Below are 23,770 nucleotides of genomic sequence, written 5' to 3'. Positions count from 1 at the left end.
GCATAGCTACCCTTTGTTATACTGGGTAGTTATTGTTACTTAAAAGATCATTATGGCACAACATATGAATTTAACGCTAAAAGTTTGGCGTCAAAAAAACGATAAATCAAAAGGTCAATTCGTCACAGTACAAGCTAACGATATTGCAGACGATATGTCTTTCTTAGAAATGCTAGATATTGTTAACGAAGACCTTACTCGCAAAGGTGAAGACCCTATATACTTTGATCACGATTGCCGCGAAGGTATTTGTGGTATGTGTTCTTTAGTTATAAACGGTCGTCCGCACGGTCCAAAATACGGTATCACAACTTGCCAGTTACACATGCGTTCATTTCATAACGGGCAAACAATTGTTATAGAACCTTGGAGAGCAGCTGCATTTCCTGTTTTAAAGGACTTAGCAGTAGACCGTACAGCATTTGACCGTATTCAACAGGCAGGAGGATATGTTAACGTTAATACGGGAGGTATTCCGGATGCTAATGCTATTCCTGTGCCAAAACGGGTTGCTGACGAAGCTTTTGAATCTGCTACATGTATTGGTTGTGGAGCCTGTGTTGCAGCATGTAAAAACGCTTCAGCCATGCTCTTTGTCTCAGCTAAAATATCTCAATTTGCACTCTTACCTCAAGGGCAAACAGAACGTTATGAAAGAGCACAAGCTATGGTGGACCAAATGGATGCTGAAGGATTCGGAAGCTGTACTAACACTGGAGCATGTGAAGCAGAATGTCCAAAAGGTATTAAACTATCAAATATTGCACGGATGAATAGGGAGTATTTTTCTGCCAAATTCTTCAGAGAAGAAGACGTGCATCAATAAACAAATACAGTAATATCTATAAAGAGTCCTCGTATGTAAAGTCAACTACGAGGACTTTTTTTTATATTTACATGCAACAAACTGAATTTATTCATGTTAACAAAGATTAATTTCCTTTTATTCATTCTAACATTATCTTTAATAGGAACTGCTATAACAATTAATTACAGCGTAACGGATGAGGATATATTAGAATTAGACAGGGCTAATCTGACAAAACAAATTCACAATTACGAAGAAAAAGTCGAAAAAATATGGCAAGACACTTCAGTTATTAATGCCATAACAAATGGTAATAAAAATCCGAACGATCTTCTTAAGGTTAGCCAAAAATTAATTCGCGAAAACTTTTATTTATATATCTACAGTCATCATCAGCTCAGTCATTGGTCTAACCATGATTATGTACCAGTAACTGATTTGGGGCTTCGATATAATACGACATTATTGCAAACGGAAAACCACTCATTCCTTGCGAAAAGACAAGAGTTTGAACATGGTATAACCGCATTAATTCTCATTCCCATACAAAGCCATTATGAAATTTCTAACGAATACTTAGAAAACAGCTTTATAGCTATAAAAGGAATTAAAAACTTAGAATTTGCCTCATATGAAGACAATAAAAACATAGAAAACATATATAGTAAAGACAAAACATATTTATTTTCTATCAAACTTATAGATGGAAAGAAAGATAATATATTCATCAATTTACAATTTTTCTGCTGGCTAACCGCACTTGTTTGTATCGTAGTCTTAGCGAATAATATCTGCCTATATATTGCTAAAAATGGGCACGCATGGCTTTCTTTAATTCTATTTCTTATTACATTACTGGGTCTCCGCTATATTGAACTCAACTCCAATTGGTTATCTGAACATTCAAGTCTCAAAATATTTGATCCAAAATATTATACCTATAGTGAAATTTTACCAAACATTTGGTCCTACCTTATGTTTACTGCAGGTATTTTTTGGTTTATCTGCTTTTTTATATCTATTATGGGAAACCTAAGTATCCCAAAAATATTAAAAAACAAAATATTTGCGTCGATATTTACTGTTTTCAGCATACTTTCTACATACGTATGTGCACAGCTAATGTATCATTATTTAGGTACTTTATTAACTCATTCACCTTTAGGAGATCATGATTTAACAAAATTACTAACATTGGGTCCTGATATTTGGATGTTTTTAATAATATACTGTTTCAATATAACAGCATTAGCTTTATATGTAGATACCATTATTAAAACAACGAAATACTTACTGAATGACACCACTCTTTTATTAAATATACAGCTCGCTTGTATAATAGGTGTCGTGGCTATAAGTTCAATAATAGAGTTAAACGTACTTTTCTATATTTTACTAGGTGTATTCCTTTTAATTAGAACATTTAAGGTGCACACATTTGCAAGCTCTTATAGACTTTCCATATTCATCAGTACAATCATACTATTAGCTGCAATAACCTCCGTTTCAACAAATCAATATACTAACGCAAAAAAAGAGGAGACAATGAGGCAATCTATCAGTCATTTAATGGCCGAAGATGATCTCAATGCAATTTCTCTATTCATCGATCTTGAAGTAAATATAAATAATGATGACGACCTATATAATCTTCTTAATTTAGATAAATCAAATAGAAACATCTCCACTATAACAGAGTATATAAAGGGTAGATACTTGAGCGGTTATCTTTCAAAATTTGAAAACCAAATCTCCATCTATGATAATGACGGTAAAGCATTAGAAACTTATACAAATAACAAAGCTGTTCAGTATAGAGAAGATGTAATCAAAAGTGCTATAAAGATTCCATTAACGAATAACTTTTATAGACTAAAAAGCGAGCTCGGGTCACACGAATATTTTACCCAAATTTCTATCCCTTATGAAAATGATAATGACAAAAGTTATCATATCTATCTCAGTCTAAAAAACTTATCCTATAGTACATCATTACCTTATCCTGAAGTGCTTTCGGACAACCGGGTAACTGCGTGGCAATTTGAAAACCTGCAAACCGACTCTTACGCTTTGTATAAGAGAAATAGACTCGTAACGCAATATGGTAAATATAGCTACGATGACAACGACAATTATGTTCCAAAACAAGTACTAGAATACTTACCACTAAACCGATCAGATGGATATAACCACTTAGCGTTTAGACCAGATGATTATACAACAATTGTATTAAGCAAGGAGAAAAAAACAATGTGGGAACACTTGGCTTTTGGATCAATTATGTTCATTCTCATTCTTTTATTTTTCTGTAGTTTTAATGTAATCACATACTTTTATAAAACCATAGTCAGCAAGCCCTTACCATGGAATACCTTAAAATATCAACTACAAACAATTATTAACAATATTCAATACAGTACCCGAATACAAACATTAGTAATCGTTTCTGTTCTATTTGGAATTTTAATATCAGGGGCAATTGCTTTTTTAAGTATTAGCTCACAATTAGAATCAAATAAACAAGATGATAGATTCCGAGAGATTGCAGAGATATCAAAAAAAATAGAAAATAATATAGGCAATGCTAAAGATGTAAATGACGAAACTATAGCTAATATGCTAAAGGACATAGCTCCTTCTACTGTAAGAAACTTCAATCTATATAACAAAGATGGCAGATTAATATATTCATCACAACCGCGCATTTTTGATCTGAAACTGATTTCTGAATTTATAAATCCAAGCGCATTATATAAATTATCTGTTTTACATAAAACTGAAGCCTATGAGCAGGAAAGTATTTCCAAATTCAATTACGCTTCAGCTTACGCTTCAATAAAAGGGGAGGATTATAATACTATTGCATACCTCAATATTCCTTACTATACTACAGAACGAGATGCTAATGCAAGCAAAACGGTTTTGCTGAATACCATTCTTAACATTTATACCTTTATTATTATAATATTTGCGTTTATCACCGGTGCTTTATCTAGTACTATCACAAAACCATTAGATATTATACGACAAAAGCTAGCGGACACGCAACTTTCAAATAAGGTTAACGAACCTCTATACTGGGCCAAAAATGATGAAATAGGCATGTTAATAAAAGAATATAATCTCATGTTGATCAAATTGGAAGAAAGTGCTAAACAATTAAGGGATGCGGAACGAGAAAAGGCGTGGAGAGAAATGGCAAAACAGATAGCACATGAGATTAAAAACCCATTAACTCCTATGAAGTTAGGCATACAGCAACTGATGAGATCTTATAAAGAAGAAGACACAAACTTTAAAGACCGTTTTAATAGAACATCTATCTCAATAATTGAACAAATAGAGAGCCTTTCAAAAATTGCTACTGAATTTTCCGCTTTTGCAAAACTTCCAGAAACAAAACTTGTTAAAATAAACATTGTTGAAAAGTTACAGAAAGTAATTAACTTATTCAATCATAGTACTAACACCACAATTACATTAATAAACCAGACTCAGAAATCTCCTATTTTTGTATTAGGAGATCGTGATCAGTTATTAAGATCTTTCAATAATCTTTTTAAGAACTCGATTGAAGCTAGTACAGGTAGAAAGAAAATAAAAATAGATATATTAATTCGTGAGTTAGAAAATAACTGGGTAGAGATATTAGTGAAAGACAATGGATATGGCATACCAAAAGAAGTTATACCAAACATTTTCAAACCTAATTTTACTACTAAAAGTTCTGGAACAGGTTTAGGCTTAGCGTTTGTAAAACAAACAGTTACTGGTGCTGGAGGAGTTATTGATTATGAGACATTGACTAATAAAGGCACGACTTTTATTATAATATTACCAACATACAACGATAAAAGCAATATGAGCTAGGTGACTCTCCCTAATTACCGCAAAACTACACTTGTTCTCCCCATTATCGCATTATTACTATAAAGCAGAATAGTATATGCTCCTTTCTTAAACTTATCTGTAGTCCACATCAATTGATACTCCTCCCCCTTATTCGTAAAAGAAAAAACATCCTTAAAAGTGTATTGCAATTTTTCTCCATGAACAAAAAAGAAGTTATTTGCATCACCATAAAGATTACCCAAAGGATCAATGACCCTTACAAAAACTTCTTTCTCTCCTACTTCAGCCAAAGTATTATCTGCAATAGAGTATAAGATCTGTAATTTATCGACTCGTCTTGCCTTTGTTTCTATTTCAATTTTCCCTTTCTTAGACTCAGAAATACCGTTGACTTGGATATTGGATACCTTTAAAGCTGAAGCTATAACAACTTTTTCCTGTAGTTGAGAATTCTCGCCAGAAAGTTTAGCAATTTTCTGATCAGAAGAGTTTACATCTTCCATGAGGTTATCATTCTCCTGTCTCAATAATTCATTCCTACGTTTCAACTCATTAAAGCTTACTTTAAGTGATGAGACATCATTTTTAAGTTTGGCTACTTCATTCTTAGCGATATATAAATCAGATTCTGAAATTGATTTATTCTCCAACTTCATTCGAAGATTATTAATCATATCTCTAGCCTTAATTTCTAATTCCTCAAAATCAGCCTGTGCTAAATCTTCAGATTTTAATGCAATTAGATTATCTAGTTCTGCCTCTATTCGATCTATTTCTATTTGTAAATCTTGTTTTTGAATAGTTGCTGTATAAAGTCTCTCTCCTGAGGATTTAAATTTTATATAAAAATAAATATTAGTAGCCAACAGTGCGGCTATTGCTATTACAAAAAAATAAACTTTAGAACTAGTTTTTTGAGGACTAATTACTTCTTTATTGCCCTCTTTCGAACTATAATTTTGAAAATTATCGGTAATTTCTTTTTTACGCATTATTATTCCTTCGTCAACATTGATGCTAAGTATAGTACTAACAACAAACAATTTTTAACAAAAACTATTCCAAGTGACACTTAACGAACTCCTATTCAAAGTAATTCAGAGTATCAAATCCTCCTTGTCTCAAGTACTCTTCCTTTCGCATTAGTTTTAAATCACTCTCTACCATATCTTTTACTAACATCTCCAGCGTCATTTTAGGATACCACCCTAATTTCTTATTTGCTTTAGATGGATCACCGACTAACAATTCTACTTCAGTAGGTCTAAAGTACTGTGCATCAACTTTTACAACAGTCTGACCTAATTTAATGTTTTCCACAGGAATGCTCAACTTTTTTAAGATATTTTCATCTATATCTATAATCACACCTTTCTCCGATTCATTCTTACCACTAAATTCAACTTCAATTCCAAGTTCAGAAAATGTCATTCGGACAAAATCGCGTACTGTTGTCGTTACTCCCGTAGCAATTACAAAATCCTCAGCTTTTTCTTGCTGAAGCATCAGCCACATAGCCTCTACATAGTCTTTAGCATGTCCCCAATCTCTTTGGGCAGATAAATTTCCTAAGTATAATCGATCTTGCAAACCTAATGCTATTTTTGCTGCAGCTCTTGTTATTTTACGCGTCACAAAAGTCTCCCCCCTTATAGGGCTTTCATGATTAAACAGAATTCCATTACAAGCATACATCCCATATGCTTCTCTATAATTAACGGTAATCCAATATCCGTAAAGTTTTGCTACAGCGTAAGGACTCCGCGGATAAAACGGAGTAGCTTCACTCTGCGGAACTTCTTGAACCAAACCATATAATTCTGAAGTTGAAGCTTGATAAACTTTAGTTTTATTCACCAATCCTAAAAGACGTACTGCATCTAATATTCGTAATGTTCCTAACCCATCTGCATTTGCTGTATATTCAGGAGTATCAAAGCTAACCTTCACATGTGATTGTGCAGCCAAGTTATAAATCTCATCTGGCTGAATCTCTTGAATAATTCGAATAAGATTTGTCGAGTCCGTTAAATCACCGTAATGTAAGAGAAAATTACGATTAATAATTTGTGGATCTTGGTATAAGTGATCAACACGATCAGTATTAAAAAGAGATGATCTTCTTTTTAATCCATGCACTATATACCCCTTCTTCAACAAAAACTCAGCTAAATATGCTCCGTCTTGACCGGTTATCCCTGTAATAAAAGCTACCTTTGGTTTATCTAATTCCATTTAACAATAAAGAATAAATCTACGAAATTTTATACTTTTCTTTTTCATGTGAACAACAAAAAAATATAAAAGAGCCACGATTGAGGTGGCTCTTTTATATTTTGGCGCTTAACTACTGCGCTATTCGTGAAAATGTAAACACAAGATTACCGCTTCCTTGGTCTAGCGGGATTGGCATTCTCATAATCAGGGTTTGGCCATCCGAATATGACAAATCTAAACGATATCCACTAGTAACATTCTTTGGACTCTCACCTGAATATATTTTCTTAAACTGAAATTGTGGATGTTTATCATCATTTTTAATATCATAAACACTCCAAACAATAGTTCGGACAGCGCCCTCGGCACAAAGTGTTCCAGCTGCATTAAACGAAATTGCCCCTCTATTGTTTCCTCCAGGAAGATTCCATTCACTTCCAATAAAGCACTCAACAGGAGCCTCATCAAATATGTTTTTTATCGTATAGGCTGCTGGAATATTTTCTCTATCTACGGCTTCAAGTGTCCATCTCCCTTTTAATCCTGATTTCCACTGAGAAGCCGTAGGCCCATCATTAGTGATTGAGGCACCACTTCCTCCTGATACAGATGATTTTTTTTGTGCTCCGCATGAAGCAATTAATAATGCTACACTGAACAATGTAACTACAGATAGAATATGTTTATACATAAGGTTAAATTTTAATTTTTTATTTTTAAGTATATTTGCAACTATTCAAATGTGATTTAATAATGAGATCCTCCAAAAGTCATACCGTAAGTAAAACAGTCGCTAGAACCGTAACAAAATTGACAATAATTATTCTTGCAACTCCTATTGTTTTATACTTCACAAATAAAGAGTCAATGGCACAGACAATTACTTTTCCTCATCCCTGGGCTATTATCTTTCCTATAATGCTACTACTCTCCTTTGTGATATTACTTTTTGTAGTACTCCGAGACAAATATAATAAAACAGATGCTAATTGGCTACTAGCATTATCAGGTGTTATGCTCTCAATGTACCTAATTATGCTATATAGCCGGATTTCTTCAATATTATAATATAAATATATACTTTTATAAAACGTTAAAGAATCATGGGGCAGAAAGAGAGATATTGGTCTATTATCAAAAATATTTTTAAAATAGGCATTACTATTACTGCAATATTTTGGATTTCACGAACAATATCATATAAGAATCTTCAAGAAGCTATTGAAAACTGTAAGCCTTTATACATTTTTATTGCTCTTTTCTGTTATATAGCATCACAAATAATTGCATCTTCAAGACTAAATACTTTTTTAAAAATTATCGGTCTAAATTTAACCGAGCGCTATAATCTAAGGCTATATCAAGTAGGGCTATTATATAATTTTTTTCTCCCTGGTGGCATTGGAGGAGATGGATACAAAGTATATTTTTTAAAGAAAAATCATCAGATTAAAACACGACGAGTTTTAAGTGCAGTATTTTTTGACCGATTAAGCGGTATTTGGGCTCTTTCCATCATTACAGGGTTTTTGATTATTTTCATGCCACGATTTGCTATTCCTAATACGATAACCATTAGTGTACTTTTTGTAGGAACAGCCACTTATATTTATTTATTAAGATTGTTCTTTAGAGATTTTTTATCCAAATTCATTACTACACATTTAAAAGCACTAATGGTTCAGGGTTTCCAGACACTCAGTGCAATAGCTATACTTTACTCTTTAAGTTTTGACGGAAAATTCTCACCATACCTATTAATTTTTTTACTTTCCCAGCTGGTTGCAATTGTTCCGTCTATTTTAGGTGGAGTTGGTCTTCGGGAGTCAATAATGTCTTTTGGAGCAGTCTACCTTAACCTTGATCCACATTTAGCTGTGTTACTCAGTTTAACTTTCTACATTATTTCCTTTACTGTAGCAACATCAGGTATATATTATATTTTTCGTCCGCAGAGACTGGGAGCTAATAAACTACCCTCTGCGAGTGAGGTTGAAAAAGAACTGCATCATAATGCCTAATATAACTTACTATGATATCGTTTTAAATATTCTCAAAGTTGCGTTCATGAGCAGTAACTTTATAAAATAGAACGATATAAACAGCTCGATATTTGCAAACTTTGGATACAAAATAAAAATCAAATTTTTTACGTTCTTTTATCTACCATGAATATTGCTTAATTTCACCCATTTATTTTGCACGCATTTAATGTAGCAAATTGACAACTCTATACAATCTTAAAATGGCAAATATTATTATAACTGGGGCGAGCAGTGGAATAGGCTTTGAAGCCGTCTTAGACCTAACATCTAAAAAAGAAAATAATGTTATTGCATTAGCCCGTTCTGCGGATAAACTCCGCAAGTTACACGAGCTATCAAGTTCTTTAAACCCCGATGGAGGAAAGTTATATCCGGCTCAGTTTGATATCGTTTATGACGATTATACGAACTCTTTAGTGCCTTTCATTCAATCAAAGTTTGAAAAAGTTGATATCCTAATCAACAATGCTGGGACAATAATTAACAAACCATTTATGGATACAAGCTTAGAAGACTTTGCAACAACACTACAAAGCAATCTTTTAGGTCATATTAATATGATTCAACATGTAGTTCCATTAATGAAAGATGGAGGACACATAATTAATGTGGGCAGTATGGGCGGATTTCAAGGGTCTTCAAAATTTAGCGGACTATCTGCTTACTCAACTAGTAAAGGCGCTCTTGCAACCCTGTCGGAATGCCTTGCTGAAGAGCTTAAAGAGCAAAACATCAAAGTAAATTGTCTCGCTCTAGGATCTTCACAAACAGAAATGTTTGAGAACGCTTTCCCAGATCTCCAAGCAGGAACATTGGCGTTTGAAATGGGAAGATACTTAGCTGATTTTGCCCAAAATGGACATAAATATTATAATGGAAAAGTTTTACCTGTAGCGAATACGACTCCTTAGTCTATATAATACTCTTTTGCAAAATATTACTTGAAATAAACACAACTATTAAAACATGAGAAAACTCCTCGGATATATATTGACACCTCTATTTTATTTTTGCTTTGTCTTATTCTTAGTCATATTCCATCCAATTCAATGGTTATCTTTAAAATTAGGGGGATATACAGCACATAAAAAAAGTGTAGATGTTCTAAATGGTTTTTTAGTTGCATGTAACTATATACTTTTTAATAGAACTAAATTCATTGATAATAAAAATATTCCTACAGGGCAACCTATCATTTTCATTGCAAATCACCAAAGCTCATATGATATACCACCACTTATATACTTCCTTCGTAGATACCATGGCAAATTCATCTCCAAAATAGAATTAGCCAAAGCAGGCATTCCAAGTATATCATTTAACCTGATACATGGAGGAGCGGCAAATATTAATCGGAAAGACTCTAAGCAATCTATTTCTGAAATTTTAAAACTTGCGAACAATATGAAAACAAAAAACTGGTCTGCATTTATATTCCCAGAAGGAACACGTACCCGCACAGGAGCTATGAAAAGTTTTTCAGTGGGAGGAATAGCAACACTTTTAAAGAAAAACCCAAATGCATTAATTGTTCCTATTGCAATTACAGGCTCATATCTGATGGTAAGATATGGCATGTTCCCTTTACGTCCTTTTACAACAATGCAGTGGGAGGTTTTATCACCTATAAATAAAGATGGGTTAACTGCAGAACAAATAGTAAAACAAGCTGAAGATATAATCCGTTCAAAGGTGGAAGCCTAGTTAACAGTCCTCCCTTTCCAATCATATTTCCCCATATTTCCTGCTATACCTATATAAACCAAATATAAACTATGCGCTAAAGATAATATGGGAAGATGAACTAGCAGCTCTTTTCTTTGAACAAAACTGCAAAGTAAATGGATAAAATAATATTCGACAATTACTTTCAATATAAAAACGATTAACACCAACAAGATTAAACTTGGCTCAATTAAAATTCCTACGACTAAACTGACAATAAAAGCTAAGTTAAATAACCATATAGCGATACCCAATATGACAACTTTTTTATCTTTATATTTAGTACTCTTTGAGGCCCATCGCTTTCTCTGACTTATAAATGCTTGTAAGTTGGGCTTAGCATCTGTATATACTATTGCCTTTCTACTTTTACAAAACCCTATTTTATCAGCATATTTCTCAGCTACTTTATGCAAAAAAAGCTCATCATCTCCAGAAGCTAAATTATCAATACCGGAAAAACCTCCCATTTCATAAAACACATCTTGTCTATAAGCCAAATTTGCTCCATTACAAGTTGTAGGCTTACTATTACCAATACCAGCTGCGCCTAAGCCTATTAAATAGAGAAACTCTAATGTTTGCAATCTTTCAAAATAACTTGATTCGTTAGAATAAACCACAGGAGATGATACTAAATAACTTTCATTGCTCTCAAAATATTCAATTACACTTTGTAACCATTCATTATCCATTCTGCAATCGGCATCGGTTGTTACAATAATCTCTCCCTTCGCACAAGCTATTGCTTTTGATATCGCAAGTTTCTTATAAGAATTGAGTTTATCCCCCTCGTTCAACTGTATTAATGTGACGCCATACTTTGCGTAACTACGTACTATATCTGCAGTTTTATCTATAGAGTGGTCATCAACCACTATAACTTCCATTAAATCTTTAGGGAATTTCTGCTGAATGATACAGTCCAGTGTGTTCCCTATATTATCTTCTTCATTTCTCGCAGCAATAATTATAGAGACAGATGTTTTAGGTTTTATATTTTGCGGACAAGAGCCAGGTATCCGTTTCCATCCCCTTCTCATATAGAGGACTAAGAGTATGTATACAAAACACATACATACTAAAAAAAAACTAAGATTGATTATTATCAAGATAATTCACATTAAATACAAAAGCAGCTCCTATAACTGCTGGTAAAATTAAATTTACAAACCATATACAAGAAACAATAGCCATTACAGCAATTTCTTGCGTTGTAATATAACTATATAAATTGCTAGCCACGAAACTACGCACACTAAAATCAAAAATATCCAACGATGGCATAGCTGACTGTATAAAAAACAATATAAAGATCATTAATACCATAGCCACAAAAGGTAAATCAGGCAATATTAGCAACATCAATATAATATATTGCGATGTAAAGATGATAAATCTACATAAGGATAATAATAAGACATACAGTAATTCTTTTCGTTTATATGTTTGGAGCACTGAAAAAAAACCTTTTATTTTTTCCATAAACCTAAATCGATTAACAAACCGATCTATCCAATGTACATTGAAATATAACAATATAAAAGCACCTGCATAAACTACAGAAAAGAGAAAGAAAACTCCATTCAAGGCGACAGAAAAATTCAGATACTTGGCCACAAACCAAGCTATACTTAAAGCTCCAAAAACACTCGTTAGAACTAATTGAGCAAATAGACCAACTCCCATGGCAACAGCTCCTGACGCCCTATTTTGCGGCTTCAAAAACATAATTCGTCCACCATACTCTCCAATACGATTAGGTGTAAAAATAGCCCATGTCAATCCTGCAAAAACTGATTTAAAAGCAGTCCACCAACTTATATTTTCTATCTTCCGACTTAAGTACTTCCATTTTAAGACTTCTAAAGACCAGTTTAAAAACATCATTAAAACAACAACCGAAATAGTTATGCGAACTACATCCGGGTTAATGCTTCGAATAAGAAGTTCAAACTCTTTTAAGTTTTTTTGATCACTAACTTTAGCATATATAAACCAAGACGCAAGCCCTACTATAATAAGTTTGATCCCAAGATTAAGATATTTCTTTTGTTGTTTTGTCAATATAAGTTAAAATGAAAGCACAATGTTACTAATTTTCGATCAATTCTTTAGTTCTTAATCTACTTAAAAAACTAAAGTCGTAATATTGTAAAATGCAACGAGAAAAAGCGAAAGAAAGAATTATTCTAGGAATAGACCCAGGAACAATTGTTCTTGGATATGGTATTATAAAGCAGGTTGGACAGAAGCTTTCTCTTATTACTTTAGGCGTGGTGAAAATGGGACACTTAACAGATCAAGGCTTAAAGTTACAGCGTATTTTCAAAAAAACTTCTGCCTTAGTTGAAGAATATAAACCAGACTGTATGGCATTAGAAGCTCCCTTTTATGGAAAAAACGTTCAAGTAATGCTAAAACTAGGCAGAGCTCAAGGCGTTGCAATGGCAGCAGCGTTGAGTGTAGATATTCCTATATTCGAATATGCTCCTCGAAAAATAAAGCAGTCAGTTACAGGCAATGGAACGGCCAGTAAAGAGCAAGTCGCTGCAATGCTCAAAAATTTATTGAACTTTAATGAAACACCTGAGTTTTTAGATGCGACCGACGGTTTAGCGGTTGCAGTTTGTCACGCATTTCAACAAAATCATTCTACAGAAAAGAAGAGTTATTCAGGCTGGGAAGCTTTTGTTAAAGATAATAAAAAGCGAATAAGCTAAAGTTTTACCTGTCTTATAACATTTTTGACATTAAGCTCAACAATATCTGTCATAGTTTTGCATCTATAATAGCTATCATTATTATGAAAAATTGCATATGATTTTTTCAAAGTATCTATATTTTCTTTCGTCGATAAAGATTGTAATTGTGACGCGTCTCGTAAATCTTTAATTCGGTGACGTTCACTACGAACCCGATGCACAATAGATGACCGCTCTTCTTGCTGATACTGTAAAACTGTATCAGCGGTAAGATGCTCCATAGCTAACTTAACATATGGAAAATTTTCTTTAAAGTACTGTGGCATATACACTTTAGAATTACCTTCATAAAATTGTTGATCAAAATCAATTGCGCGAATCCTAAATTGAAAATCATCAAAATCGGGAGTTATTTGCATAACAAAGTTATATGCACGCATATCTCCCAATAAAGAAATTATACAACGTTCATTAAATTTCACAAATTCTTTGGCTATACGAGTTTGATTATAATCCTGGTTATACATCCCTCCTTTACTAAAAACATCCCCCGGTATTCCTACAATATGTTCTTCGACCAACGTATCACGATCTACTAGATAATTTACTGAATTTGGAGATAATATTTCCTCCAACTCTAAACCATATATGCGAGAAGCATCCGCTTGTTTTATATAAAAGTAATCATAGACATCGTTCAGGCGATTGATAATACGTACTCTAAAAGGCTTTGTATTTCCAAAAGCACAGTACTCAATCCTATCAATAATCTTATGCTGAACAATTCGTGTATTACCAGATGCTTTAAGAATTGCGTAGATTACTTTTAAATTATTATACAGCTGATCTTGTAAATATGGAGGATATAATGGCGATTCCCAAAATGTATCATTACCGAACTTGTCTAGTACAGGAACAGTTTCCGTAAAATTTAAAAGATCTTGATAGGTAAGTGGGAATTTAGCATCTCTTTGATAAAAACGTAAGTATTTACTTAAACCAAAACCTACAGGGTAAGTTGGTTTTTTACGTGATATTTTAACATCTCCTATCTCCATAGCACTGTTTTTTAGTAAATTTACTTAAATAACAGAGAGTGCACAAAGAAAATACAAATAACATAACCAATATAAAATATTTATAATTAAAATTACTATTTACGCTTGAAAATAAGATTTTTATTAAAAAAACTTAGTATTTTTGAAAAAAATAAAAATAAACATCAGAAATAATTATAAGTCATATAGTCATAGAATGATATATGTATATATTGTACAGGAATCGACTAAAAATATAACCAATATTAAAGAGTGGTTTCTATCAATAACCAAACTAATATAGATTTAAACTTAAATATTTCGGATAAATACTTAAACAAAAAAACATATGGATAAAAAGTACGCAAACTATGATTTAGACAATTTAGACATTCAGATATTGTCTATTTTAATGGAAGATGCTTCAATTCCCTATACTGAGATTGCTAAAAAACTAATTGTCTCTGGAGGAACCATTCATGTACGCATGAAAAAAATGGAAGAGATGAACATTATTAAAGGTTCAGAATTAATAATTAATCCCCAAAAAGTAGGGTTTGACATTACAGCCTTTTTAGGTATTTATCTTGAAAAAGGTTCTCAATATTCAGACGCCGTCAAACAACTAAAGCAAATTAAGGAAGTTGTAGAACTACATTATTGTACAGGGCAATACAGTATGTTTGCAAAAATTGTCTGCAAAGATACTGCTCACTTAAGAAAAGTTCTAAACGAAGATATCCAATCCTTAACAGGAATACAACGCACTGAAACTATTATATCTTTAGAAGAAAGTATTAAAAGACAAATCACTTTATAGAGAGGTTTAAAACCTCTCTATAAAATATTTTTTAATATTTTAATATAAAAATCTACCCCCTCTTCAATTTCCTTTATATATATAAACTCATCTGCAGAGTGTGATCTAGCAGAGTCTCCTGGCCCTACTTTTACAGAAGGAACTGGTAATAAAGCTTGATCACTCATAGTTGGGCTACCATATATATTGGCTCCAAGTGCTAGTCCAGATCGGACAATTGGATGCTCTACAGAGATAGTTGATGGATTTAATCTCGTTGAGCGAGCCTTAACTTTAACAGAAACACTATCTTTTATAATATTTAGAACCTCCGTATTGGTATAAACATCTGTTGTTCTTACATCAACCACAAAATTGCAAATAGCTGGTACCACGTTATGTTGTGTTCCAGCTTCAATCATTGTTACTGACATCTTTATAGGACCGAGATACTGCGAAACTTTAGGAAATTGAAAAGTTCGAAACCAATGTATGCTATCCAGCGCTCTGTAAATGGCATTATCCCCTTCCTCTCTAGCGGCATGACCGGCTATTCCTTGAGCTTCACAATCTAAAACCATAAGACCTTTCTCAGCAACTGCCAAATCCAAAAGAGTGGGTTCACCAACTATAGCAAAATCAATGGGCAACAAATGCTTAAAGACACATTCAACCCCCTTATCGCCAGAAACCTCTTCTTCTGCAGATGCTAATAAACACAAATTGTACTTTAAATCTTTTCGATTATAAAAATAAAGAAATGTAGCAATAAGAGCTACTAAGCACCCACCAGCATCATTACTCCCTAGGCCATAGAGTTTCCCTTTTTCCTCATCTGCTAAGAAGGGGGTTCTCGTATAAGCCTTATTCGGTTTAACCGTATCATGATGAGAATTCAATAGTATAGTCGGCTTGTTTTGGTCATAAAATTCGTTATAACACCACAAATTATTATGTAACCGATTAACGTTTATCTTTTTCTCTTGTAAAAAATTAAATATCAATTTTGCTGTTCCTTCCTCTTCCCGGCTATAAGAAGGAATTGCAATCATTTCTTTAAGTAGATGAATAATTTCTTTTTTTAGGCTATCAACAGTTTTATTCTTCATATAAGTCCCCTGCTTTATCTGCCGATAGTTTTATTCCTTTTATAAATGCAGAGCTAAAACCATTATGTTCCATTTCATTAAGCCCTGCAATAGTACAACCTTTTGGGGAAGTCACTTTGTCAATTTCTCCTTCCGGATGATTTTGCGTTTGTAGCAACAAATCTGCAGCTCCTTTCGCTGTTTGTACAGCCATTTTTAAAGCATCATGCGCATGAAAACCAATTTCAACTCCTCCTTGGGAAGCAGCGCGAATAGCACGAAGAAAAAATGCGATTCCGCAGGCACATAAAGCTGTGGCTGATGTCATTAGATCTTCCTGTATAACTACAACAGCTCCTACTGTTTCAAATAGTTTCTCAACCTTTTCTACTACTTTTATATCGGCATCATCAGTAGCTACACAAGTCATAGACTGACCTATAGCAATAGCAGTATTGGGCATCGCTCTTACAACCTGTTTATCCGTACCAATAATAGCTTTTATATTCATACAACTGACACCTGATGCAACAGATACAATAATTTGTGTCGAAGTTAAAGAAGTTTTTATTAACTCTAATACCTTCTTTAATTGCTGGGGAAGGATAGCCAATACAATTATATCAGCATTCTTCACTGCACTGTTATTGTTATCAGAAACATGAAAACCTAGTTTAGCCTCTTCTTCTAAAGCCTCTACATTTCTACGCGTTAAAGTTATTTGCGCAGGAACAAATAAATTAGACTTAACAAGTCCTTTTGCCAAAGAAAGTCCTATGTTTCCACTACCTATAATAGTTATATTTTTCATACGGTTTATTTTGATAGTAAGCAGGTACCAAATTCTCCTTGCTGATAAAGATGAAGATTTAAAGCATTACCAATGTATACATTTTTAACTCCTTTTGAAATAGCTTCAAAAGCATTATCAAGCTTGGGAATCATTCCTTCAAATATTACTTTGTCTAATTTTAGTCGTTGGAACTCTTCTATATTTATACTTTTTATAACAGAACTTTCATCACTAACATCCCGTAATACGCCATTCTTCTCAAAACAGTAGATCAACTGAGTATCATATATTTTAGATAAAGAAATTGCTAATGCCGAAGCAATAGTGTCTGCATTAGTATTCAGCAATTGACCTAAACCATTGTGAGTAATTGCTGAAAACACAGGAGTAAAACCCGCATCTAAAAACTTTTTCAAACTAAGCGTATTAACTGAATCAAACAGAATATCCCCTACATAACCATAATCTACCTGTTTAACAGCACGTTTTACGGCTTTAATAACATTACCATCCGCTCCACTTAATCCAACTGCATCACAATTATTCTTTTGTAGCAAGGCTACAATTTTTTTATTCGTTAAACCAGCATACACCATCGTTACAACATCCAACATCTTCTCATCTGTAATGCGGCGACCTTCTAACATTTTCACTTCTACACCTAAGCTATCAGCTACCCGAGTAGCAATCTTCCCTCCCCCATGTACTAAAATCTTTTTTCCTTGTAACGCAGCGAATTTTTCTAAAAACAAATGCAATTGTTCTTCATCATCGATTACATTACCACCTATCTTGATTATGTGGATCACACTTCCCATCAATTAGTCTAATTTCAATATTAGTTATTACTTTCTAAAATTCTCTTCAACACAACCTGTGCAGCCCAAACACGATTACTTGCTTCTTTTATAACTAAAGAATTTGGTCCATCCAATATTTCAGAAGATAATTCAAGATCACGTCTAACAGGCAAACAATGCATCACTTTTGCGTTATTTGTTAACTTTAGCTTTTCATTATCCATCATCCATGACTCATCAACAGAGTAAACCGCACCATAGTCTTTATAGGCAGACCAATTTTTAACATAAACAAAGTCAGCTCCCTGTAATGCATCGTTCAAATCATTACTGATAACAGCACCGTTTGTAAACTCTTCATTTAATTCATAACCTTTAGGATGACTAACAACAAACTCAACAAGGCCCTCCTCTTGAGCCCGGCACATCCATTCACTAAAAGAGTTAGGCACTGCTTGTGGCAAAGCTTTAACGTGCGGAGCCCACGCTAATACTACCTTTGGCCGCACTGTGGATTTATGTTCCATAATTGTTATTATATCAGTTAAGCTCTGCAAGGGATGTCTAGTTGCACTTTCTAAAGAAATTACAGGTACTCCACAAAAAGAAACAAACTTGTTAAAGAGATCTTCACTATAATCGGCAGCTTTATCTTTCAAGCTTGGAAAAGATCGTAATCCTAATACATCGCAATACTCTCCCATTACCGCTGCAGCTTCCCTAATGTGTTCTACAGTAGAACCATTCATCACCACGCCATCTTGCGTCTCTAATGCCCAGCCATCTTTATCCATATTCATAATCATAACATTCATTCCCAAGTTCATAGCAGCTTTTTGCGTACTAAGGCGAGTTCTGAGACTAGGGTTTAAAAATACTAAACCTAAGGTCTTATTTTTACCTAAGTTACCCTCATTATAAGGATCTGCTTTTAAAGCCAAAGCCTCTCTAACGATAGTTTCTACATTATCTACGTCTCTTACAGAAAAGAAGTTCTTCATATTAAAAATTGGATTAAATATAGTATTATAATGAATATTTTATATTGTACTGTTATGTTTATCTAATATAAACTCAACTGCTCATCTAATGATTCCAAAAAACGATCTGCTATAGCGTTTGTAATATTTAAAGCAGGTAAAATACGGATAACATTTGGTTTAGCCTCTCCTGTGAAAATTTTACTTTTCAACAAAAGATCCCTTCTCACATCTTTAAGCTCCTCTGGCAGCTCAATTCCTATCATAAGTCCCCTTCCTCTTACTTCTCTCACTTTATCAAACTTCCTCAATTCCCCAATTAAATAATCTCCTACATTTTTCGCATTATTTAAAAGGTTATCTTCTGCTATTACATCTAAAACAGATATAGCTGCTGCACATGCTAAATGATTACCACCAAATGTAGTACCTAATAAACCAAAACTAGCTTCAAATTTAGCACTTATAGAAACTGCTCCAATAGGAAAGCCATTCCCCATACCTTTAGCCATTGTATACAAGTCTGCATTTATATCAGCATAGTCATGCGCATAAAACTCACCTGTTCGTCCATATCCACATTGTACACTATCAGCAATAAAAACTGAATTATATTGGTCACATAAAGATCGAATAAGTTGAAGAAATGAAACGGAAGCTTCACGTATACCTCCAACCCCTTGAATTCCCTCAATAATAACTGAAGATATCTCCTCACCATAAGTAGAAAATGCGTCTTGCAAGGCTATTTCATCATTAAAAGGTAGAAAAATAATATTATCAGTTTCATTAACAGGAGCTACTATCGCCGCATTATCAGTAGCAGCAACAGCTAGTGAAGTTCTTCCGTGAAAACTTTTATCGAAAGCAATCACCTTTTTTCTTTTATTATAAAATGAAGCTAGCTTAAGTGCATTTTCGTTAGCTTCAGCTCCAGAATTACATAAGAATAAACTAAAATCTTCCTTATTAGATAGAACACCCAATTTACTCGCTAGCTCTTTCTGGATCGGAATTTCGACAGAATTAGAATAAAAGCCTATCTCTTTTACTTGATTAGAAATAGCTTCTATATAGCGCGGGTGTGCGTGACCTATCGATATAACAGCATGACCTCCATAAAGATCTAAATATTCAGTACCATTAATATCCCAAACTTTGGAGCCATTTGCCCGTACGATATTGATAGGGTTAATGGGGTATACATTAAATAATTTCATAACAGGAAATATCACAAATACAACTAATTCGTCTTATCACAAATATAACTAAGTGTAATTAAAAGACGATAAATCAAACAAAAAAAAGCCTACCATCGTTATTGATGATAGGCTTCTTGATTACATAAAAAAAAATTAATCTTTTTTCTCTTCAGTATCTTCAGAAGGAGTCTCAGTTTCTACAACTTCTACTACCTCTTCAGCTTTTGCATCTTCGACGTTCTCAACTGCTTTCTTTTTCCCACCACCACGTCGACGTGTAGCTTTTTTCTCAGTTACTTCAGTTTTATTGTACACTTCATTATAGTCTACTAACTCAATAAAGGCCATTTCTGCATTATCACCAAGTCTATTCTCAAGCTTAATGATACGAGTGTAACCACCTGGACGAGAAGCTACTTTTTCCGATACTTCACGGAACAAAATACCAACTGCTTCTTTATCTTTTAAATAAGCAAATACTGTTCTTCTAGAGTGTGTTGTATCATTCTTTGATTTAGTAATCAAAGGTTCAACATACGTACGTAATGCTTTTGCTTTAGCTAAAGTAGTAGTTATACGTTTGTGTTTAATTAAAGAAGTCGCCATATTAGACAACATTGCTTTACGGTGACTGTCCGTGCGCCCTAAATGCTTTACTTTTCTTCCGTGTCTCATGTTTTTGTTTTTTGTGCGTACCGTTCTATCGTATATATCATCGCTTGATATACTTTTAAGAGGAATTACGCAACAGGTCGCTTAAAATTTAATTTATTTTATTCTTCTTCCAACTTAAATTTTGAAAGATTCATTCCAAAGGATAACCCTTTAGATTTCACTAATTCTTGTATCTCACTCAATGACTTCTTTCCAAAGTTACGGAACTTTAACATATCTGCGACATCATATGTAACAAGCTCTGCTAATGTCCTGATATCCGCAGCTTTCAAGCAATTTAAAGCACGTACGGAAAGATCTAAATCCACTAATTCAGTTTTTAGGACTTTACGCATATGTAAAATCTCTTCATCAACAACTTTAGTTTCTTCTTTTGCTTGAGATTCTAACAACATATTCTCATCAGAGAATAACATAAAATGTTGTATCAATATTTTGGCAGCCTCTTTAAGAGCATCTTCTGGGTGAATAGAACCATCTGTGGAAATGTCAAGCAACAGTTTTTCGTAATCCGTTTTTTGCTCCACACGGTAATTTTCAACACTATACTTAACGTTCTTAATTGGCGTGTAAATCGAGTCAACTGCAATAAAACCTACAGGACCATCAGTAACTTTATTCTCTTCAGCATTTACATAACCACGTCCTTTCGCCACCACCAACTCGAGCTCGATCGTTACGGAAGTATCCATATTACAAATAACCATATCCGGGTTTAAAACCGTAAAGTTATTCGAAAATTTAGTAATGTCACCAGCTAGAAATTGTTCCTGACCGTTAATAACCACAAAGATCTTCTCATTATCACCTTGATCTCCTGTCTTCTTAAAACGTACTTGTTTTAGATTCAGAATAATTTCAGTAACATCTTCAACCACACCTTTGATAGTTGTGAATTCGTGCGAAACGCCTGAAAACCTTACCGACGTAATTGCATATCCTTCAAGTGAGGACAATAAAATACGGCGCAAAGCATTACCAATAGTTACACCAAAACCAGGTTCTAATGGACGAAATTCGAAAGTACCATCAAAATCTGTTGATTTCTGCATGATAACTTTATCCGGTCTTTGAAATGCTAAAATTGCCATTTAATTTCTTTTAAAAGTTTTTATTAATAAACGTATAATATAAATGGTGCGTACATAATTATAGCTTATGTACGCACTACTTATTTACTATTTAGAGTACAACTCTACAATTAAGTTTTCTTTAATATTCTCAGGAATTTCTGTTCTTTCAGGGAAATTTACAAAAACACCTTTCAACTCATTTGCGTCCCACTCTAGCCATCCGAATTTATTAATTCGTCTACCTTCTACAGAAGCAGTAATTGCTTCAAGAGATTTAGAGCGTTCACGAACCTCAACAATATCTCCTGGGCGCAAACTATATGATGGAATGTTAACGACATTGCCATTAACTGTAATATGCTTATGCGATACTAATTGACGTGCTGCTGCACGCGTAGTTGCGATACCTAAACGATAAACAACGTTATCTAAACGAGCTTCTAACAATTTAAGGAAAATCTCTCCTGTAATACCTTGTTTAGCTGAAGCTTTATCAAATAAATTCGCAAATTGACGTTCTAAAACACCGTAAGTGTATTTAGCTTTTTGTTTTTCTAACAACTGAATTGCATATTCAGATTGCTTACCTCTTCTTCTTGATGGACCATGCTGTCCAGGAGGATAATTCTTTCTTTCTAATGCTTTATCAGGACCAAAAATTGGTTCTCTGAATTTACGCGCTATTTTGGACTTGGGTCCTGTATATCTTGCCATTTTTCTTTCTGTCTGAAGTATCTATCAACCTAAAGTTGATGAATCTTATCTTAAACAATTAAATTAATTATACTCTTCTACGTTTCGGTGGGCGACAACCATTGTGTGGTAGCGGAGTAATATCCCTAATTGTAGTTACATCGATACCTACCGTTTGCAAAGTACGAATTGCGGATTCACGTCCTGAACCAGGGCCTTTAACAAACACCTCAACTTTACGTAAACCTAAATCATAAGCTATCTTACCACAATCATTAGCAGCTTGTGAAGCAGCATATGGAGTATTCTTTTTAGAACCTCTAAAGCCCATTTTACCAGCCGAAGACCATGAAATAGTTTGTCCTTGATTATTAGTCAAAGTAACGATAATATTATTAAAGGTAGCACTGATATGAGCTTGACCTACAGGCTCAATAACAACGATACGCTTTTTTGTAACCTTTTTACTTTTAGCCATTTCTTAATTATTATTTAGTAGCTTTTTTCTTATTTGCAACTGTCTTACGTTTACCTTTACGAGTACGTGAGTTGTTTTTTGTACGTTGTCCTCGAAGAGGTAAATGCTTACGGTGACGAAGACCACGGTAGCAACCAATGTCCATTAGACGTTTAATATTCAATTGAACTTCTGAACGTAATGCACCTTCAACTTTAATTTCTTCGTTGATGATATTACGAATAGCTGCTAATTGATCGTCATTCCATTCCGACACCTTTACATCCTGACTAATTCCTGCTTTATCTAAAATATAAGCAGCAGTCGAACTTCCGATGCCGAAAATATAAGTAAGGCCTATAACACCTCTTTTGTTTTTAGGTAAATCTATACCTGCTATCCTTGCCATATTATATTCTAAGCGATTATGTTAATAAACTACCCTTGGCGTTGCTTGAACTTAGGGTTCTTTTTGTTAATTACAAAAACTTTTCCTTTGCGACGTATTATTTTACAATCCGCACTACGTTTTTTTATTGATGCTCTTACTTTCATTATAATAGTGTTTTAAAAGCTAATTTTCTTGAAGAATTGATTGATTCTATTTATAACGGTATGTAATTCTTCCTTTTGTTAAGTCATACGGGGACATTTCCAATTTAACTTTGTCCCCTGGCAAGATTTTGATGTAATGCATCCTCATTTTACCAGAAATATGCGCAATTATTTCGTGACCATTCTCTAACTCTACTCTAAACATAGCATTAGAAAGCGCTTCCTTAATTATACCGTCTTGTTCTATAGAGGCTTGTTTAGCCATA

25 protein-coding genes are annotated in these 23,770 nt (G+C 33.7%); 7 read left to right on the top strand and 18 right to left on the bottom strand.

The features are described from left to right. Nucleotides 1–52: 52 nt before the first annotated feature. Nucleotides 53–826 carry a succinate dehydrogenase/fumarate reductase iron-sulfur subunit gene (locus tag ORI89_RS15820; RefSeq protein WP_268231479.1) on the top strand — a complete coding sequence of 258 codons (774 nt, stop codon included), beginning with the start codon at nt 53–55 and terminating at the stop codon, nt 824–826. A gap of 93 nt (nt 827–919) precedes the next feature. After that, the gene (locus ORI89_RS15815; protein WP_268231478.1) at nt 920–4,678 is read left to right on the top strand and encodes an ATP-binding protein; all 3,759 of its coding nucleotides are present in this window, start codon (nt 920–922) and stop codon (nt 4,676–4,678) included. A 14-nt stretch (nt 4,679–4,692) separates the two neighbouring features. Here the strand turns inward: ORI89_RS15815 and ORI89_RS15810 are convergent, their stop codons facing one another. The 3 genes from ORI89_RS15810 to ORI89_RS15800 all read right to left on the bottom strand — a co-directional run bounded on the left by ORI89_RS15810 (nt 4,693) and on the right by ORI89_RS15800 (nt 7,568). Next, the gene (locus ORI89_RS15810) at nt 4,693–5,652 is read right to left on the bottom strand and encodes a hypothetical protein (protein WP_268231477.1); all 960 of its coding nucleotides are present in this window, start codon (nt 5,650–5,652) and stop codon (nt 4,693–4,695) included. 91 nt (nt 5,653–5,743) lie between these two features. Beyond that, entirely contained in the window at nt 5,744–6,895 is a 1,152-nt protein-coding gene (gmd, locus tag ORI89_RS15805) for a GDP-mannose 4,6-dehydratase (RefSeq protein WP_268231476.1), read from the bottom strand. Nucleotides 6,896–7,007: 112 nt separating this feature from the next. Continuing rightward, a complete protein-coding gene (locus tag ORI89_RS15800; RefSeq protein ID WP_268231475.1) occupies nt 7,008–7,568 on the bottom strand; it encodes a hypothetical protein in 561 nt (186 codons plus the stop codon). Between the two features lie 412 nt (nt 7,569–7,980). Here ORI89_RS15800 and ORI89_RS15795 point away from each other — a divergent pair, with 412 nt between their 5' ends. The 3 genes from ORI89_RS15795 to ORI89_RS15785 all read left to right on the top strand — a co-directional run bounded on the left by ORI89_RS15795 (nt 7,981) and on the right by ORI89_RS15785 (nt 10,626). Next, nucleotides 7,981–8,898 carry a lysylphosphatidylglycerol synthase transmembrane domain-containing protein gene (locus ORI89_RS15795; RefSeq protein WP_268231474.1) on the top strand — a complete coding sequence of 306 codons (918 nt, stop codon included), beginning with the start codon at nt 7,981–7,983 and terminating at the stop codon, nt 8,896–8,898. Between the two features lie 224 nt (nt 8,899–9,122). Further along, the gene (locus tag ORI89_RS15790) at nt 9,123–9,833 is read left to right on the top strand and encodes an SDR family NAD(P)-dependent oxidoreductase (RefSeq protein WP_268231473.1); all 711 of its coding nucleotides are present in this window, start codon (nt 9,123–9,125) and stop codon (nt 9,831–9,833) included. Between the two features lie 55 nt (nt 9,834–9,888). Continuing rightward, nucleotides 9,889–10,626: a lysophospholipid acyltransferase family protein gene (locus tag ORI89_RS15785; RefSeq protein WP_268231472.1), complete on the top strand. Its 738-nt coding sequence runs from the start codon at nt 9,889–9,891 to the stop codon at nt 10,624–10,626. Here the strand turns inward: ORI89_RS15785 and ORI89_RS15780 are convergent. Together ORI89_RS15780 and ORI89_RS15775 are read right to left on the bottom strand one after the other, a co-directional pair. Then, on the bottom strand, nt 10,623–11,690 hold the full coding sequence (locus tag ORI89_RS15780; RefSeq protein WP_268231471.1) for a glycosyltransferase: 1,068 nt from the start codon (nt 11,688–11,690) through the stop codon (nt 10,623–10,625). The genes ORI89_RS15785 and ORI89_RS15780 overlap by 4 nt on opposite strands. A 49-nt stretch (nt 11,691–11,739) precedes the next feature. Further along, nucleotides 11,740–12,714, bottom strand: coding sequence for a lysylphosphatidylglycerol synthase transmembrane domain-containing protein (locus ORI89_RS15775; RefSeq protein WP_268231470.1), 975 nt, complete (start codon nt 12,712–12,714; stop codon nt 11,740–11,742). Between the two features lie 92 nt (nt 12,715–12,806). On the opposite strand from ORI89_RS15775, the gene ruvC reads away from it, so the two are divergent. Further along, nucleotides 12,807–13,370, top strand: a complete 564-nt coding sequence (ruvC, locus tag ORI89_RS15770) for a crossover junction endodeoxyribonuclease RuvC (protein ID WP_268231469.1) — start codon at nt 12,807–12,809, stop codon at nt 13,368–13,370. On the opposite strand, the gene ORI89_RS15765 is transcribed toward ruvC, so the two are convergent. After that, nucleotides 13,367–14,410: a hypothetical protein gene (locus ORI89_RS15765; RefSeq protein WP_268231468.1), complete on the bottom strand. Its 1,044-nt coding sequence runs from the start codon at nt 14,408–14,410 to the stop codon at nt 13,367–13,369. The genes ruvC and ORI89_RS15765 overlap by 4 nt on opposite strands. A gap of 328 nt (nt 14,411–14,738) precedes the next feature. On the opposite strand from ORI89_RS15765, the gene ORI89_RS15760 reads away from it, so the two are divergent. Beyond that, nucleotides 14,739–15,209 carry an Lrp/AsnC ligand binding domain-containing protein gene (locus ORI89_RS15760; RefSeq protein WP_268231467.1) on the top strand — a complete coding sequence of 157 codons (471 nt, stop codon included), beginning with the start codon at nt 14,739–14,741 and terminating at the stop codon, nt 15,207–15,209. Nucleotides 15,210–15,226: 17 nt separating this feature from the next. Here ORI89_RS15760 and ORI89_RS15755 read toward each other — a convergent pair whose 3' ends face one another. From ORI89_RS15755 to infA, 12 genes are all read right to left on the bottom strand, one after another. Beyond that, entirely contained in the window at nt 15,227–16,297 is a 1,071-nt protein-coding gene (locus tag ORI89_RS15755) for a M20 family metallo-hydrolase (protein ID WP_268231466.1), read from the bottom strand. After that, the gene (gene proC, locus ORI89_RS15750; RefSeq protein WP_268231465.1) at nt 16,287–17,087 is read right to left on the bottom strand and encodes a pyrroline-5-carboxylate reductase; all 801 of its coding nucleotides are present in this window, start codon (nt 17,085–17,087) and stop codon (nt 16,287–16,289) included. Before proC ends, ORI89_RS15755 begins: the two co-directional genes overlap by 11 nt. Nucleotides 17,088–17,092: 5 nt before the next feature. Next, entirely contained in the window at nt 17,093–17,887 is a 795-nt protein-coding gene (argB, locus tag ORI89_RS15745; RefSeq protein WP_268231464.1) for an acetylglutamate kinase, read from the bottom strand. Nucleotides 17,888–17,907: 20 nt separating this feature from the next. Then, on the bottom strand, nt 17,908–18,870 hold the full coding sequence (locus ORI89_RS15740; protein ID WP_268231463.1) for an acetylornithine carbamoyltransferase: 963 nt from the start codon (nt 18,868–18,870) through the stop codon (nt 17,908–17,910). Between the two features lie 62 nt (nt 18,871–18,932). Continuing rightward, nucleotides 18,933–20,069, bottom strand: a complete 1,137-nt coding sequence (locus ORI89_RS15735; protein ID WP_268231462.1) for an aspartate aminotransferase family protein — start codon at nt 20,067–20,069, stop codon at nt 18,933–18,935. Between the two features lie 135 nt (nt 20,070–20,204). Then, nucleotides 20,205–20,726, bottom strand: coding sequence for a 50S ribosomal protein L17 (gene rplQ, locus ORI89_RS15730; RefSeq protein WP_268231461.1), 522 nt, complete (start codon nt 20,724–20,726; stop codon nt 20,205–20,207). A gap of 98 nt (nt 20,727–20,824) precedes the next feature. Further along, a complete protein-coding gene (locus tag ORI89_RS15725; protein ID WP_268231460.1) occupies nt 20,825–21,817 on the bottom strand; it encodes a DNA-directed RNA polymerase subunit alpha in 993 nt (330 codons plus the stop codon). An 87-nt stretch (nt 21,818–21,904) separates the two neighbouring features. Continuing rightward, a complete protein-coding gene (gene rpsD, locus ORI89_RS15720; protein ID WP_268231459.1) occupies nt 21,905–22,513 on the bottom strand; it encodes a 30S ribosomal protein S4 in 609 nt (202 codons plus the stop codon). Nucleotides 22,514–22,580: 67 nt separating this feature from the next. Further along, nucleotides 22,581–22,970 carry a 30S ribosomal protein S11 gene (rpsK, locus tag ORI89_RS15715; RefSeq protein WP_268231458.1) on the bottom strand — a complete coding sequence of 130 codons (390 nt, stop codon included), beginning with the start codon at nt 22,968–22,970 and terminating at the stop codon, nt 22,581–22,583. A gap of 10 nt (nt 22,971–22,980) precedes the next feature. Further along, a complete protein-coding gene (gene rpsM / locus ORI89_RS15710) occupies nt 22,981–23,358 on the bottom strand; it encodes a 30S ribosomal protein S13 (protein ID WP_268231457.1) in 378 nt (125 codons plus the stop codon). 29 nt (nt 23,359–23,387) lie between these two features. Then, nucleotides 23,388–23,504 (bottom strand): type B 50S ribosomal protein L36, encoded by a 117-nt coding sequence (gene ykgO / locus ORI89_RS15705; protein WP_013665024.1) that lies wholly within the window; start codon nt 23,502–23,504, stop codon nt 23,388–23,390. Between the two features lie 46 nt (nt 23,505–23,550). Then, nucleotides 23,551–23,769 (bottom strand): translation initiation factor IF-1, encoded by a 219-nt coding sequence (gene infA, locus ORI89_RS15700; RefSeq protein WP_021071231.1) that lies wholly within the window; start codon nt 23,767–23,769, stop codon nt 23,551–23,553. Nucleotide 23,770: the final 1 nt, after the last annotated feature.

It is taken from the genome of Sphingobacterium sp. UT-1RO-CII-1, from assembly GCF_026711005.1.
Classification (GTDB): Bacteria; Bacteroidota; Bacteroidia; order Sphingobacteriales; family Sphingobacteriaceae; genus Sphingobacterium.
This window is presented reverse-complemented; position numbering and strand designations above follow the sequence as displayed.